This window comes from Streptomyces sp. NPDC088725 (assembly GCF_044751305.1).
Lineage (GTDB): Bacteria > Actinomycetota > Actinomycetes > Streptomycetales > Streptomycetaceae > Streptomyces.
The window spans coordinates 316,120-329,428 of record NZ_JBIVLO010000008.1 but is presented as its reverse complement, the minus strand read 5'-3'; the positions used below and the strand labels follow the sequence as shown (position 1 = coordinate 329,428).

The 13,309-nt window shown below is 67.2% G+C and carries 11 protein-coding genes and 3 pseudogenes; 8 read left to right on the top strand and 6 right to left on the bottom strand.

What is annotated here, in order from left to right:
• From ACIP6N_RS22145 to ACIP6N_RS22120, 6 genes and pseudogenes are all read left to right on the top strand, one after another.
• Nucleotides 1-109: pseudogene (locus ACIP6N_RS22145) on the top strand (IS5/IS1182 family transposase); the annotation flags it as partial.
• A gap of 79 nt (nucleotides 110-188) precedes the next feature.
• Nucleotides 189-365: a hypothetical protein gene (locus ACIP6N_RS22140; protein WP_401817859.1), complete on the top strand. Its 177-nt coding sequence runs from the start codon at nucleotides 189-191 to the stop codon at nucleotides 363-365.
• A gap of 81 nt (nucleotides 366-446) precedes the next feature.
• Nucleotides 447-1,739, top strand: a complete 1,293-nt coding sequence (locus ACIP6N_RS22135) for an aspartate aminotransferase family protein (RefSeq protein ID WP_401817857.1) — start codon at nucleotides 447-449, stop codon at nucleotides 1,737-1,739.
• Between the two features lie 159 nt (nucleotides 1,740-1,898).
• The gene (locus tag ACIP6N_RS22130) at nucleotides 1,899-3,221 is read left to right on the top strand and encodes a UDP-glucose dehydrogenase family protein (RefSeq protein WP_401817854.1); all 1,323 of its coding nucleotides are present in this window, start codon (nucleotides 1,899-1,901) and stop codon (nucleotides 3,219-3,221) included.
• A gap of 13 nt (nucleotides 3,222-3,234) precedes the next feature.
• Complete coding sequence (locus ACIP6N_RS22125) at nucleotides 3,235-3,696, top strand: GNAT family N-acetyltransferase (protein ID WP_401817852.1); 462 nt, start codon at nucleotides 3,235-3,237, stop codon at nucleotides 3,694-3,696.
• A 93-nt stretch (nucleotides 3,697-3,789) separates the two neighbouring features.
• Nucleotides 3,790-4,632 (top strand): SDR family oxidoreductase, encoded by an 843-nt coding sequence (locus tag ACIP6N_RS22120; protein WP_401817849.1) that lies wholly within the window; start codon nucleotides 3,790-3,792, stop codon nucleotides 4,630-4,632.
• A 37-nt stretch (nucleotides 4,633-4,669) separates the two neighbouring features.
• On the opposite strand, the pseudogene ACIP6N_RS22115 reads toward ACIP6N_RS22120, so the two are convergent.
• The 3 genes and pseudogenes from ACIP6N_RS22115 to ACIP6N_RS22105 form a co-directional block, all read right to left on the bottom strand.
• Nucleotides 4,670-6,363, bottom strand: a pseudogene (locus tag ACIP6N_RS22115) (mobilization protein).
• Between the two features lie 4 nt (nucleotides 6,364-6,367).
• The gene (locus tag ACIP6N_RS22110; RefSeq protein ID WP_401817847.1) at nucleotides 6,368-6,829 is read right to left on the bottom strand and encodes a plasmid mobilization protein; all 462 of its coding nucleotides are present in this window, start codon (nucleotides 6,827-6,829) and stop codon (nucleotides 6,368-6,370) included.
• A gap of 339 nt (nucleotides 6,830-7,168) precedes the next feature.
• A complete protein-coding gene (locus ACIP6N_RS22105; RefSeq protein WP_401817845.1) occupies nucleotides 7,169-7,831 on the bottom strand; it encodes a hypothetical protein in 663 nt (220 codons plus the stop codon).
• Nucleotides 7,832-8,685: 854 nt separating this feature from the next.
• On the opposite strand from ACIP6N_RS22105, the gene ACIP6N_RS22100 reads away from it, so the two are divergent.
• The gene (locus tag ACIP6N_RS22100; protein ID WP_401817842.1) at nucleotides 8,686-9,486 is read left to right on the top strand and encodes a hypothetical protein; all 801 of its coding nucleotides are present in this window, start codon (nucleotides 8,686-8,688) and stop codon (nucleotides 9,484-9,486) included.
• Nucleotides 9,487-9,864: 378 nt separating this feature from the next.
• Here the strand turns inward: ACIP6N_RS22100 and ACIP6N_RS22095 are convergent, their stop codons facing one another.
• The 3 genes from ACIP6N_RS22095 to ACIP6N_RS22085 form a co-directional block, all read right to left on the bottom strand.
• Nucleotides 9,865-10,266, bottom strand: a complete 402-nt coding sequence (locus tag ACIP6N_RS22095; RefSeq protein WP_401817840.1) for a DNA-binding protein — start codon at nucleotides 10,264-10,266, stop codon at nucleotides 9,865-9,867.
• A complete protein-coding gene (locus ACIP6N_RS22090) occupies nucleotides 10,263-10,511 on the bottom strand; it encodes a hypothetical protein (RefSeq protein ID WP_401817838.1) in 249 nt (82 codons plus the stop codon). Before ACIP6N_RS22090 ends, ACIP6N_RS22095 begins: the two co-directional genes overlap by 4 nt.
• 306 nt (nucleotides 10,512-10,817) lie before the next feature.
• Nucleotides 10,818-11,777: a YDG/SRA domain-containing protein gene (locus ACIP6N_RS22085; RefSeq protein WP_401817900.1), complete on the bottom strand. Its 960-nt coding sequence runs from the start codon at nucleotides 11,775-11,777 to the stop codon at nucleotides 10,818-10,820.
• Nucleotides 11,778-12,955: 1,178 nt separating this feature from the next.
• Here ACIP6N_RS22085 and ACIP6N_RS22080 point away from each other — a divergent pair.
• Nucleotides 12,956-13,279, top strand: a pseudogene (locus tag ACIP6N_RS22080) (site-specific integrase); the annotation flags it as partial.
• Between the last annotated feature and the right edge of the window lie 30 nt (nucleotides 13,280-13,309).

Below are 13,309 nucleotides of genomic sequence, written 5' to 3'. Positions count from 1 at the left end.
GCGCGGCATCGCCACCCGCTACGACAAGACCCCCGAGAGCTACCTCGCCGGACTCCATCTCCGCGCCTCCATGATCTGGATCAAGGACCTCGCCCGGACCATTCATTGATCACAACTCGATACAGGCCCTAGTCGTCGGCCTGCACGCCGACCGGCGGTCGGTCGAGAAGCGGGCCCGCGAACGCGGCATGAAGGTCTTCTACGTCGACACCGAGGGCCTGGAGGAGTTCGGCGAGTACATGCCCTATCCGCTGGAGGGCCCGCAGGACGGCGACGTGATCGTGAAGGCCGAGGCCATCCCCACGCTCGTCCAACTGTGCAACCAGCTCGGCGTGAGCGTCCCAGTCGCCCAGGCCACCGCTTGACCGAACGTCTTCGCCGGGGCGGCGCAGGGCGCTCGTGCGCGGCCCCCTCCCCGTGAGCACACCCGAGAAGGGATTCCTCAAATGGACTTGTACGCCCAGAACCGTGATCGGCTGCTGACGTCGTCCAGGCCGCTCCCCGACTTCGAAGTCGTGGGAACGCAAGGATCATGGCTGCATCTTGAGGGCGGAAGCCGGATCTTCGACGGATCGAGCGGTCTGCTGTGTGCCAACGTGGGCCAGAGCAGTGCCAGGGTGCACGCCCGAATCGAGAGGCAGTTCTTCCGCTACTCCTTCGGTGGCGCTGCCGTCGTCCAGCCCCGCATCCAGATGGAGCTGATGGAGCGTCTGTGCCGGGCGGTCGGCCGCCCCGACGATTCCGTGGCGCTGACCACCTGCGGGACGCTCGGCGTCGAGGTGGCCGTGAGCCTCGCTCGGAACATCACCCGCGTGCGCGACGGGAAGCTGCGCGGCGACATCCTGACCTCGACGTTGAGCTACCACGGGATGTCGGCACTGACCCTTGCTCTGGCCGGGAACCACGCCCGTCGGCCCCGCCCGGAGGACGCGCTCGGCCTCGGGCCCGGTTTTCCGGCGCCCTACCCGCCGACGCACCCCCACGCGGACCGCGACTGCGACGCCTCGTGCGCCGACGAGATCGCACAGGAGATCGACCGCCGCGGCGCCCAGAACGTTGCCGCGGTGCTCATCGAGCCCATCAACGGGACCACGGGCGGTGCCTTCGTACCGCCCGACGGCTATCTCCGGCGGGTCTCGGAAATCTGCCGGGAGAGGCACGTCCTCGTGATCCACGACGAGGTGCTGACCGGGCTCTGGCGCACCGGAACACCGCTGGCCAGCCACTACTGGGACGGCTGCGAACCCGACATCGTGATCCTCTCGAAAGGACTGGGTGCCGGCTACACCAGCGTCGGCGCGGTGCTGGTCTCGCCCGAGATGGCGTGGTGGGTCCGAGATGCGGACGCCGCCCCGCTCCCCGCGATGGGCACCATGGCCACCCATCCCCTCATGGCAGCGGCGTGCCTGGGCGTTCTTGACGAGCTGGAGGTAATGGACTTGGCCGCCTTCGCCGCGCGCGGTGAACGCCTCCGGGAGGCCATGACGTCGCTGAACGGCGTTGGGCCGGTGCGGGACATCCGTGGGCGAGGCTTCCTCTACGGGGTGGAGGTCGCCCCGGGACAGCTCTGGCCCGTGATGAAGGCCGCCGAGGAACGCGGCGTGTTCTTCTACCCGTTCACCGGCGCCGGAGAACCCAAGAGCGAGGGGCTGGTCGTCGCGCCCCCGCTGACCTCGACGGACGAGGACATCGAGTTCCTTGCCACCGCCCTGTCCAGCGCTCTGGACGCCGTGAACTGAACCGTCGGTGCCCGCTGGCTGGCATCCCGGCCGGACTCGTACCACCTGATCGAACAACTCCAGCAAACCCGCGAGCAACCCGACTCGGATCCTGCTCGCCGATAGCGTCTGAGGGACACCGAAGTCGGTGTGCCCTCGACCAGACAAGGACGACCTGCAATGCGTGTTTCCGTGATCGGCTGCGGTCACCTCGGCATCCCGCACGCTGCGGCGATGGCCGAACTCGGCCACGAAGTGATCGGTGTGGACGTCGACCAGGCCAAGGTCGACCGGCTCAACGCCGGCGAGTGCCCCATCTACGAGATCGGTCTGCCGGAACTACTCGCCCGCCACACCCAGAGCGGACGTCTGCGCTTCACCACCGACATCCGCGAGGCCGCCGGCTTCGCCGAACTGCACTTCATTGGCGTTGGCACTCCCATCGACGCTGACGGCCGCTCCTACGACACCGCGCAGGTCTTCGGCGCGATCCGTCAGCTCGCCCCCCACCTCGACCGGGCGTGCACGATCGTCGGGAAGTCCACCGTCACCGTCGGTACCACCACCCAGGTCACCGCCCTCGCGCAGCGTCTGGCTCCTGCGGGCGACCGGGTCGACGTCGTATGGAACCCGGAGTTCCTGCGCGAGGGGCACGCCGTCGAGGACACCCTCCGGCCGGACCGGCTCATCGCCGGAGTTGCCACTGCGGAGGGTGAGAAAGCGATCCGCGCGGTGTACGCCGGGATCATCGACGCGGGTGTACCGATCTTCATCACCGACCCGCAGACCGCCGAGCTGGCCAAGGGCGCCGCGAACACCTTCCTCGGACTCAAGATCAGCTACATCAACGCCGTCGCCGACATGTGCGAAGCTGCGGGCGGCGACGTCTCCCAGATCGTGGACATCCTCGGCATCGACCCCCGCATCGGCGCGGGCGGCATGAGGCCCGGCATCGGTTACGGCGGCGGCTGCCTCCCCAAGGACGTCCGCGCCTTCACCGCTTCCGCCCGGCAACTCGGCGCCGACCGGGCCGCGACCCTCCTGCGCGCTGCCGAGGAGATCAACGAGCACCGTACGGACGTCGCCCTCGGACTCATCACCCGCGCCCTGGGCGACCGCCCCATCAAGGGCGCCCGAATCACCGTGTGGGGCGCCGCGTTCAAGCCCGGCACCAACGACGTGCGCGAGTCGCCGGCCCTCGCCCTCTCCCAGGCACTCCAGCAGACTGGCGGCGTCATCACCGTCCACGACCCGCAGGCCGTACCCACGGCGATGATCCGCAACCCGGAGCTGGACTACACCAACGACCTCGCCGCCTCCCTCGACGACGCGGACCTCGTCGTCCTGGCCACCGAATGGCCCGAATACGGGCAGGCCGACCCCCACGCCCTGGCGGACCGCCCGGCCAACCCCCTGCTCGTCGACTGCCGCACCACGCTCGACCCCGAACCCTGGCACGCTGCGGGCTGGACCGTCCACCAGCTCGGGCGTCCGGGAAAGTAGACCGGGCCGCGCAATGAACAGCGATGACGTGGTCCTTCGCCGTGCAGCCGCAACCGACGCGGGTGCCGCGGCGGACGTGTGGCTCCGCTCGTACGCCGCGGCGCTGCCCTCCGTACGCTGCGCACACGACGAAGCAGACGTGCATGACTGGTTCGCCCGCGTGCTCGTGCCGCAGTACGAGACCTGGGTCGCCGTCACCGGGAACACCGTGGTGGGCGTCCTGGTGCTCAAAGGGAAGGAGCTGAAGCAGCTCTACCTCGAACCGGAATGGCGCGGGCGGGGCCTCGGCGACAGGTTCATGTCCCTGGCCAAGCAGCAACACCCTGACGGCCTGTCGCTATGGACCTTCCAGGTCAACAGCCCGGCCCATCGCTTCTGCCAGCGGCACGGCTTCATCGAGGCCGAGCGCACCGACGGTCAGCACAACGACGAGCAAGAGCCTGACGTCCGGTACGTCTGGAAGCCGCCGACGTAGTCGCTTTCCGCCTCGCCGGATGATGACGGACGGTCACACGAGCACTGAGTGGCCGCCCGCCATCGTGGGGCTCACGGGGCTACGGTTACGCGCATGACAATTCTGATCGTCGGTGGGTCCGGCTTTCTGGGGTCCGAGCTGGTCCGGCAGGCGAGAGCGGCGGGTCACACGACGGTCGCGACGTACGCGACCAAGCCGGGCACCGCCTCCCCCACCGCGTGGTGCCCGCTCGATCTGCGGGACGCGGGAAGGCTGGACACAGTCATGGCCGAGGTGAACCCGCACGTTGTCATCAACGTTTCAAGCGGCCGGGCCGACTGGGCGGTTACGGCGGAAGGTCCGCTCCAGCTCGCGATAGTCGCCGCGAAGCACGGAACCCGCATGGTGCACATGTCCACCGACGCGGTGTTCTCCGGCGTCGGCCGGGTCCAGTACGACGAGTCCTGTCTCCCGGACCCCGTCACCCCGTACGGCGCGGCCAAGGCAGCGGCGGAGACAGGGATTCTCGCGGTGCATCCGAAGGCCGTGGTCGCCCGTACGTCGCTGATCATCGGGCACGGGCGTTCCGTTCACGAGCGCCTGGTGCACCAACTCGCCGCCGGAGCCGTCGACGGTGCCCTGTTCACCGACGACATTCGCTGTCCCGTCCATGTCTCGGACCTGGCAGCCGCGCTGCTCGAACTGGCGACGAGCGGTGCGGCGGGTATCCACCACCTCGCGGGGTCCGACGCCCTGAGCCGACATGAACTCGGCGTTCTGATCGCCAAACGCGACGGCATCGACGCCTCCCGTCTGCCCGCGAGCCTGCGGGCAGAGAGCACCGTTCCCGGAGCCCTCGACGTACGCCTTGACAGCCAGAAGACCCAACGGTCGTTGCGCACCCACCTGCGCGGCGCTCGGGACTTCCTCCGCCTTCGCGATGCGGGCCAGCTCTAGATCGATGTTTCCAAGTGCCCTGTGACAGGTCGGCCGATCAACGTCGGCGTACGTGGGAGGACTGCTGTGCGGCCGTCGGTGTGACAGCCGGCGTCTGGGTCGGGACGGCGGGGAGTCGTGTGGTGCTGCGGGCCGTGGCTGCTTGGGCGCGCGGGCTGGGTGTGTGGCGTTGGCCGAGACGATGGACGCGCCAGGTCAGGGCGCGGGCGGGGTTGCGGACGTCGTCCAGGGTGCGCTGGCCGAGGGCCTGTTCGAGGAGGGTGGTCGGGTTGTGACCGGCGGCCTCTGCGTCGGCGATGGCAGTGGCGAGGGCGTCCCGGCGGCGTCTTCCAGGATGCGGTCGGCGTGTTCGGGGGCGGCCTGCTTGACGTGGCGGGCGTAGCGGTGCTTGGTCTGGAGGCTGGGGGTGCGGCGGGCGAGGGCGTCCAGGGCCGGGACTGCGACGTGGGTGTAGGCGGTCTGGAGGTGGATGAGGGTCTGTTGGGCGGCTGCTTCCTGGTGGGTGCGGTGCCAGTGCCTGGCGAAGGCTACGGCGATGAGGGCGGCGTCCAGCAGCATGGCCAGCCCGGTGCCGTCGGGCGTTGTGGTGGGGGTGCGCAGGATCGTCTGGATGCTACGGCGCAGGACGCGGGTGCTATTGAGGTCGGCTGTGATGCGGGAGCGAGTGGCGCGCTCGAAGGCGGTGGCGGCCCGTTCGAGTACCCGCTTGGCTTCGGCCGGTGCGGTGAGCGGCAGCAGGTCGAGTGCTCCGCCGAGGGCGACGAGCTGGCCCTGGGCGATGTGGTCGTTGCTGTGGCTGAGGTGGTCGGGGATGCGTTCGATGGCGGCGGTGGCCTGGTGCCACGGGTCGGCCATCCGGGCGGGGACGGGTTCGGGGTCGGTGTGGGTGAGGCGGCGGCGGATCTTGGGGAGGGAGAGGTCGCCGGCGAGGGTGGAGCCGGAGAACCGAACCGGTTCGCCGTGTTTGTTGAGGTCGCCGGGCAGGGCGACGCTGTAGCCGAGGACTTCGCCTGACGGGCCGGTCTTGGGCCGTACGTCCACTCCGGTCGCTTCCAGCAGGGCGAAGAACTCCGTCTCACTGGAGGCTGCGGCCACCGCTCGACGGACACGCCGGCGCAGGATCTCACGGGTCGTGGTGTCCTGGCCCTGACGCTTGGCCTTGAAGTGTTCCTTGTTGGTGTGGCGTTTGGCGGCGGTGCCGTCACCGGGCTTGAGTCGGCGCAGGCCGAAGTCGGTCTCGATCATGTGTGCTTCGCGCTGGACAGCGCGGATGTCGTGGTCGCGGCGGGGGCGGCGGCCGTCCTGGCGGACGAGGGTGGCGGCGAGGTGGATGTGGTCATCGGCGTGTCGGACGGCGACCCACCGGCAGGCTTCCTCGTCGCCGTCGGGGGCGATGCCGGCGGCGGCCACGATCCGGCGGGCTATGTCCGCCCACTGGGCGTCGGTCAGGATCGAGTCCTCGGGCGCGGCACGGACCGGGCAGTGCCACACCGTGGTTGCCGGGGCCTTGTCGCCGAGCATTTTCACGGGCTGGTCGAGCTGCGCGGCGAGCTGGTCCTCGACGTCCTTGGGGTCGCGGTGGGGGCTGCGGCCGGGGTCGGGGGCGAAGCCGTTCCAGGACGCCACCAGGTGGGGGTCGGTGTGCTCGTTGGCGCTGCCCGGCCCGTACAGGTAGCCGATCAGACGGCGGGCGGCGCGGACGCCCTTGCCGAGGATGATCTTCGGTATCACGCGGTCACCGTCCCGAGGTCACTTGGGCGACGGCCACGTCCACTCCGGTGATTGACGCCTCGATGTGGCGCAACAGCCGCCACACGAGGTCCGCCTCGGGCCAGGGGGCGTCCCGGTTGAGGTGGCGGGTGAGCTGGTTGAGATTGGTTCCGATCTTGGCGAGCTGCCCGTTGGCCGCCATGAGCGCCTTGACCATGGAGCGGTAGTCGGCGACCGCGGCGATGGGGTCGTCTGCGCGGGCGGCGGCGAGCGAGGTCTCGGCGACGTAACCGCCGACCGGCATGCGGCTCAGGTCGGCGGCCTTCGTGAGGAGGGTGAACTCGCTGCCGCTGTAGCGGGGGTGGACGCGCTTCTCGCGCAGCGTGGGCTCACGCAGGCGACGACGCGGAACGGACGACTGCGTGGCTTCTTCCCGAGTCGGCTCCCCCGGGCCGGCCGACACCGGCGCTCTCTCGGCGCCGGACACCTCCGCCTCCCTGGGGGCGGAGGTCGGGTAAGGACTCCTTACCCGACAACTTGCTCCGCCTGAAAGTGGGTTGTGGTGTATCGGGTGGGGCTGAGGAACCGTTTCGTGGTTCTGCTGGGACATCGTCGTCTCGTTTCCTTGGGTTTCGTGGGGTGTGGCTGCTCGCAGCACGGTTTTCTGCGGGCGCCGGAGTGCTGCTTGTTGTTCGTGGGGGCCGGGGAGAGGCGGACCGCAGCCCTTTCGTGTAAGCATTTCGCCGGAGTCGCCCTGGCTAGAGGTCCGTTGACCGGGAGGCGGACCGGAGTGACCGGTCCGCCCGTGACCTGCGGAGACTTTCGGTCAGTGGCCGTCCTGATCAGGACGCAGTGTGGCCATGACCTGGGTGAGGCGGTCTTCGCTGAGGCTGTGGCCGGCGGACCGTACGGCTTCGCGGACCTGTGCGCGCGTCGGGCTTTCGTGCGCGGCGAACACGGGGCGCGCGCCAGGTCGAGGAGTTCGTCGAGTTCCGCGCTGGGCGGCCTGCCGATCCGGCGGACCGGACTGGATTCGCTGCCCCGGGTGTCGCATCCGGGCGGGTGTGCTGGATCTCCTGCTCGGGGCGTACTGGGGTCTGAGGCTGGTGTTCGCCAGCGACGTGGCCGGTGCGGGCGGACGGCGGCGGCGTCTTCGCGCGGTGATGAGGATGTGGAGGTGGACGGCCCCGGCGAGGGCGAGTGGGGCGATCGTGGAGAGGAGGCCGACGGTGTTGTCGCCGAGCCGCAATCCGGCGGCGTGGGTTTGCTGGTTGAGACGGACGGCGTGGAGGGCGTTGGCCCAGACGCTGGCCGTGGTCGCGGAGGCGAAGAGCAGCCAGACGTAGAGGCGGGCACGGAAAGGAGCGTTGCGCAGAACGAGGAGGGCGCGGACACCGTAGGCGATGAAACCGTCGATGACCAGGGGAAAGAGGTAGGTCAGTGCGGGGCGTACGTGGAGGGCGATGGGTCGCGGTCGGACTCGACGCACGCGTGCGCGCGGAACGGCATTACGTGGCCGAGGCGGAGGCAAGCGGTGCGGAAGTGGTGCGCCGGGCCTGATCCTGGATTGACCGACCGTTCGGAGGCTGACGTGACGCGACGTCAGCCTCCGAAGCTGCCTACCGCCACGCAGAGTGCTCGGCCCTGTCCGCCCGATGGCTGCCTGCATCGGCACCAACACGGCTTTCTAGCAGTTGTGTTGGCTGATGTGGGTGCTCGTGTCGCGATTAACAGTCGTGACGGGCGGTAGCTTTGGAGCGGCTAGAGGTGTGGCGCGCGTCACGCGAAGTCAATCTCAGAATTCGAGAACGTGCTCGAATGAATATTCGACAGGTCTCCGAAGCGTGCTTCGTTGCTCCTATTGACCGCCAGATGTGGTGCACAAGTGGTGCACGGTCCTCGGATTGGACTAGACAACAAGGAAGCCCCGGGCCGCTGGCCTGGGGCTTTTGTGTGGAGCGGGTGGCGAGAATCGAACTCGCGCTCTGAGCTTGGGAATCACCTGGCGCTCGGGCCGCTAATTGGGCCCTGAACTGCGGAAACGAGTCCAACCAGCAAAGGGGGTGGCGTCTTTCCCTGGCTGCTGTTGACCGCTGTTTACTGCCTCTACTGGCACGTTGTGGCACGCCCTTCCTTCCTGCTCGGCTATGGCCCCCTGCGGTCGGCACCTGTGACGTACCGCCGCTGTCGGTGCCAGGTGGCATGCTCGCGGCCATGAGTCTGGATATCTCGTTACGGGCGCGGTGGGGACGGCGTGTACGGGGCTGGGGCGACGAGTCGGTAGCTGAATTTCGCGTCGACCTTGATCGGTTGGGATATGGATGGTGGCCCATCCCACCGCGAATGAAGGTTGCTCTCAGACACACGTCCGCAGCGGAGCTCCCGTGGTTCTTCTTCATGCTTGCTGCGGTCATGCTCGCGTACGTCGTGGTCGTGTACTTCGTGATTGTGCTGGGTTTCTACCGCGGGCGGGAGCCACATTGGCACTGGGTGGCAGCCTGGGTCATCTTGGTCACGCTGCTCATGAAGCTGTGTGTGAAGACGAGAGGCGCCGGTCTTCCGTTCGTCCGCAACCAGCTCACCTTGGCATGCAGGGCAACGATTCGAGCCTGCGCGGAAGCGCATGGCTCCAGCCACGCTCAGCGGCCGGAGAAGCTCTTCGCTGTGGGGACCGCGCTGCGCCGTCTCGAAGGGAACGTGATGCGAGCGCATCGCCGTTCGGGAACAGTCGCCTTCCTGTCTCCCCGCCGGCGAGAGCTGAAGGCCCATGCTGGCCAGGTGGTGGCCAAGCTGCGCGAGGCGGAAGCTGCTCTGGATCACAGCCCCCAGGCCGAAGCGCTTAGCGAGATCGCCGGCTTGGTCGCGACGATCGCCGAACAGTACGTGGACGGATGCATTGGAAGGCTCCTCCCCAAGCCTTTGCTGGAGGGCAAGAAGCCGGTCCGCGACCGAGAGCTGCTACGGGTAGCCGCCGCCGTTGTGCTGATCGCTGGAGGCGTTGTCGGGTTGGCCTTCCTCGGCTTGCCGGACGTGGCGATGGCTGCTGTAGGAACTGCCTGGTCCGTGTTGATACTCATGGCTTTGTTTGGCAGCAATTGGGCGAACCACCTGCCCGTCTTCGAGCTCCTCAAGCCGGGCCCCTGACGGCCCAGGCGGGATGAACAGGGTTCCTGGTGTTGACCATCTTGATGCCGCTGACTTCGCGATGGGCGCAGCGACGAATGTGTGGAAGCCGAGGACTGCGGTGGCCGGTCTCGCGTCGCGCGATGTCGAACGCAAACAAGGCCCGGGTCGATGACCTGGGCCTTTGTCGTGGAGCGGGTGACGAGAATCGGACTCGCGCTCTGAGCTTGGGAATCAGCGGTGCTCGAACGATCGTATTGGCTCTGACCTGCGTGTTTGGTCGAGACGCGCGCGGTTGCAGTGGTCTCTGGGCGCCGTTGTCCGCTCCGCTGGGCACGGATGGGGCAAGGGGCGGTACGGCAGGACCTGCCGAGGCCCGTGCTCGGGTGGGCCGGAGGGTCAGAGAGGAATGACGCGAACCTGGCTGCCGCAGAGCTTGGCCATGTCGTCGCTGTCGGAGGTCAGCAGGGCGACGGGTTTCGGCTGGCGGAGCGCGACCTCGGCGACCGTGGCGTCGATGGCGTACTTGTGCCCGTGCAGTCCGGCGCCCTTGAGGAACTCGGCCGCCGCTTTCGCCGCCTGCTCGGTGACCGGCTCCACCTTGATGCGGGACAGGGCCCAGTTCAGGCGAGGCATGTTGGTACGGGAGTGGGCTACTTCCACGATGGTGTTCGCCCCGATTACCAGGTCGGCTCCCATTTCGTGGAAGACCCTCAGCATCGCGAGGAGCTTGCGGTCCTGCGCGATCCAGGCGGAGAGCCCTTCCGAGTCCAGGACAACGGTTTCGATGCGCTCGCTCACGCGGCGTCCGCCTCGTTGGATGAGCCGGCGGCACCGAAGATCTTCGTGTGGGCGTCGGCGAGTTCCTCGTCGCTGAAGTGTCCGTGCTCCTCCTCGTAGCGGTGGAGATCATCGCCCAACAACTGGTGCCGAATCTGGCGGGCTACGGCCTCCGCCACGTAGCCGGAGACGTTGTCCGTGAGCTTGCGGAGCTCCGCCACCTGGTCGCTGGGCAGCGTGACGGTGATGCGAGTCGTAGAGGACATACCGCAAGCATACTAGAGTATGCGCTGAGAGCTTGCGGCCTCGCCTCACCATCCGCAGCCGAGGTCGCAGGACTAAATCGGCCTTTCGGTCGGCTCCCCCTGTCGCTGACGGCCGCACCGCGCCCGGGTGGATCTTGTCGCGGACGCCTTCGCTCAGCAGGTGCTCGAAGCGGTCGGTGCGGCACGGCATGGTCTCCCCCTCGCGCGGGCGTCCCAGAGGCGCGTACAGGAGGTGGTCCAACGTTGTCGCGCAGCGGTGCGCCCCGCAGCCCTCAGCGCAAGGATCTTCCTAAAGTCCCGTACTCGCTATTCCGTATTGCCATGCTGAATGCGATGGTATGCAATCGACTCCCGGTCAATCTGATGGCTAGGAATCTCTCGGATTACCCCACGCATCGTGTTGTCTGTCCGATTTACAACTGTGAGATCATCATTGATAAGAAGGGTTCCCGTGTTCATTAGTACGTGGCAATTTGCGCACAGGCAAAGAACATTGCTGAGAGAATCTTGGCCGCCCATCCCGAGTGGCCGGATATGCGCACTCTCGGCGTACGCCTGACCATCTTGAAGCGTAAGGCGAGTGCCACACACCTGACACGTGAAGTCGTGAATTTCCTTTACAGATCTGGCGACAGCTGTGCTACGGACAACCCTCTGGATCAAAAGCGGTGATCGCCTTGTTTCGACCGAGCTCCCGGTATCGATGCTCGTCCGATGGCTTAGGCGAACGAGGCGGAACTGCCATACCCTACGGGCATCCAGTCCCTCTTGAGACCAATAATCATCAACTGTGTAGAGCCCCTCGTAACGATAGGCAGTGCTACCACCGTCGTCAGTGCGGCGTACTACGCGGACGGGGATGCGGGTGGACGCGCTCGTCGCCAGCGCTGCGTTGCCGCGGGTGAGTTGCTGGTCTCCCTCCCCGCCCTCGCCGGTATAGATGAGGTCGCTATTGGGTTGCTCATTGATGCCGGTATGCTCTTCGCGGGCAATGATCGACTCCGCGCCAAATCTTTCGGTGCCAGAAATGCTCGCCATCAACGGTCGGTGAAGGCCAGCCTCTCTCAGAGCTTGGCGATTGGAGAACCGCCGTCCCGGAGGCACTCCCGCTACCTCTCCATATCCTGGAGGGAGATTCGGAGGTTCCGCCGTGGAAAGCGACGCGGATTCGGGTAGAGCGGTGGCGAGTTCTCGCACCCGGGCTCGTTCGCCCTTGCGTGCCGTGCGTGCTCGTAACAGCAGCTCTCGTAGCGCGTGGACGGGCATGGCATCCTGGCCCGCGAGTGCTTGATCTGCTCCCTCTTCTGGTTCAGTGGCTGAGGCCAGCCCAAGAAGGAGCTGATCGAGTCGCTCCAGAGTCGGGAAGGTCCGCCCAGCGAGATACGAATCGAGGGTGCGAGCGCTCACGTCACACCGGCGCCCCACCTCCTCAGTTGCAGGGTTTCCATGGTCTCTCCAAACCTCACGAAGCTTGCTGGTGAAGTCGTCCTCTTCGGGCGTGCGACGCGTGGTCGCGACGCCCGTCAGGCGTGATTGCTCGGCAAGGGCCTCCGCGGTCATGCGTCGGCGCTCGTGCCACCTTGCCCGCTCCGCGGCAGACCCCCCTGCCCAGGCGTCGAGCATCTGGTCCAACGTCTGCGCACTCGGCAGTCGCTTTCCGCTCAACGCCGCGTAGACCGCGGTCTTCGATGCGCCAAGCGTGATCGCTGTCTCGACCGTGCCGCGGGCTCTGTCTCGGAGTTCGCGAAGCGAGCGCGCGAAGGCAGACAGAGGGCCGTCCCCCTGTACGGGCATGGGGCGAGTCATGGTTTCACTGTGAAATGCATCACTTAACCCTCCGGCGTGTGTGTGATCTGAGTCATATTCTTGGTTATTGCGGTGTCCTGACCTGCCATTACTTCAATGTATCTGAGTCCCGCGATGTTTTCTGCGGTCTCTGGAGTGCTGGGATCTGTAAGGCTACCGCCAGCGGCTGAGACGATTGCTCTGCAACGAGCGACGGCTCCCTGCGCCAACAGGAAGCCGTCCTCTGCTCGTAGCCCCCATCAACCGGTACGGAGAACTACATGTCTGAGGGTACGGGGAATGCCCTGCCTGGCGAAGTGGGCCAGGTCATGAATAGCCCCATCGTCGTGGAACCGCTTAGGCGTTCCCTCCGCTGGCCGGCTTGGGCTGGTCTTGCTGGGCTGCCAAGCGCCGGGGCAGTTGCTGCTGGGTTTTCGGGCGACGTGGCCCTTGTCGTACTGTCGGCGGTGGCTCCAAGCGTGATCTTTGGCTCGTTCTTTTTCTTCGGGGTTGTTTGCCCGGCGATCTGGTCTCGGAGGCCCCGGCGTCAGAAAGCCGCTCTGGCTGTGATGACCTCACTCCTCGGAAGGGCTCCGCAAGGGAACAATGTTTCCTGACACCGAGATCCGAACCTCCCGGACAGGGCTTCGTCCGGGAGCGGCCGGAAGTGGCGCAGTGCCCGCGACACGATCGGCCTGCCGAAGGAGTTCCGCTTCTACGACCTCCGGCACACGGGCAACACCCTCGCCGCCGACACCGGCGCCAAGCTGAAGGACCTGATGGTCCGCGCCGGCCAGTCCTCGGAACGGGCCCAACTGATCTACCAGCACTCCACGAAGGCGCATCAGCGCAGGCTCGCCGACGACATCGACGCCGGCGTCCGCCGCCAGCGCGCGGCGGGCCGGCCCCTCGGCGCAGCCACTGCCCCCCGAGGCACTCCGGCGCCGCAGATGGGCTCCGGTGGAGCTGCGCGAGCGAGGTAAGTGGCAACGGGTGGAGGTCCAAGCAGACCT

Bases quoted from the DNA above. Each gene is read 5' to 3' on its own strand.
- ACIP6N_RS22140 (WP_401817859.1), top strand. From the start codon at position 189: ATGAAGGTCTTCTACGTCGACACCGAGGGCCTGGAGGAGTTCGGCGAG.
- ACIP6N_RS22135 (WP_401817857.1), top strand. From the start codon at position 447: ATGGACTTGTACGCCCAGAACCGTGATCGGCTGCTGACGTCGTCCAGG.
- ACIP6N_RS22130 (WP_401817854.1), top strand. From the start codon at position 1,899: ATGCGTGTTTCCGTGATCGGCTGCGGTCACCTCGGCATCCCGCACGCT.
- ACIP6N_RS22125 (WP_401817852.1), top strand. From the start codon at position 3,235: ATGAACAGCGATGACGTGGTCCTTCGCCGTGCAGCCGCAACCGACGCG.
- ACIP6N_RS22120 (WP_401817849.1), top strand. From the start codon at position 3,790: ATGACAATTCTGATCGTCGGTGGGTCCGGCTTTCTGGGGTCCGAGCTG.
- ACIP6N_RS22100 (WP_401817842.1), top strand. From the start codon at position 8,686: ATGAAGGTTGCTCTCAGACACACGTCCGCAGCGGAGCTCCCGTGGTTC.
- ACIP6N_RS22090 (WP_401817838.1), bottom strand. From the start codon at position 10,511: ATGTCCTCTACGACTCGCATCACCGTCACGCTGCCCAGCGACCAGGTG.
- ACIP6N_RS22085 (WP_401817900.1), bottom strand. From the start codon at position 11,777: ATGCCCGTCCACGCGCTACGAGAGCTGCTGTTACGAGCACGCACGGCA.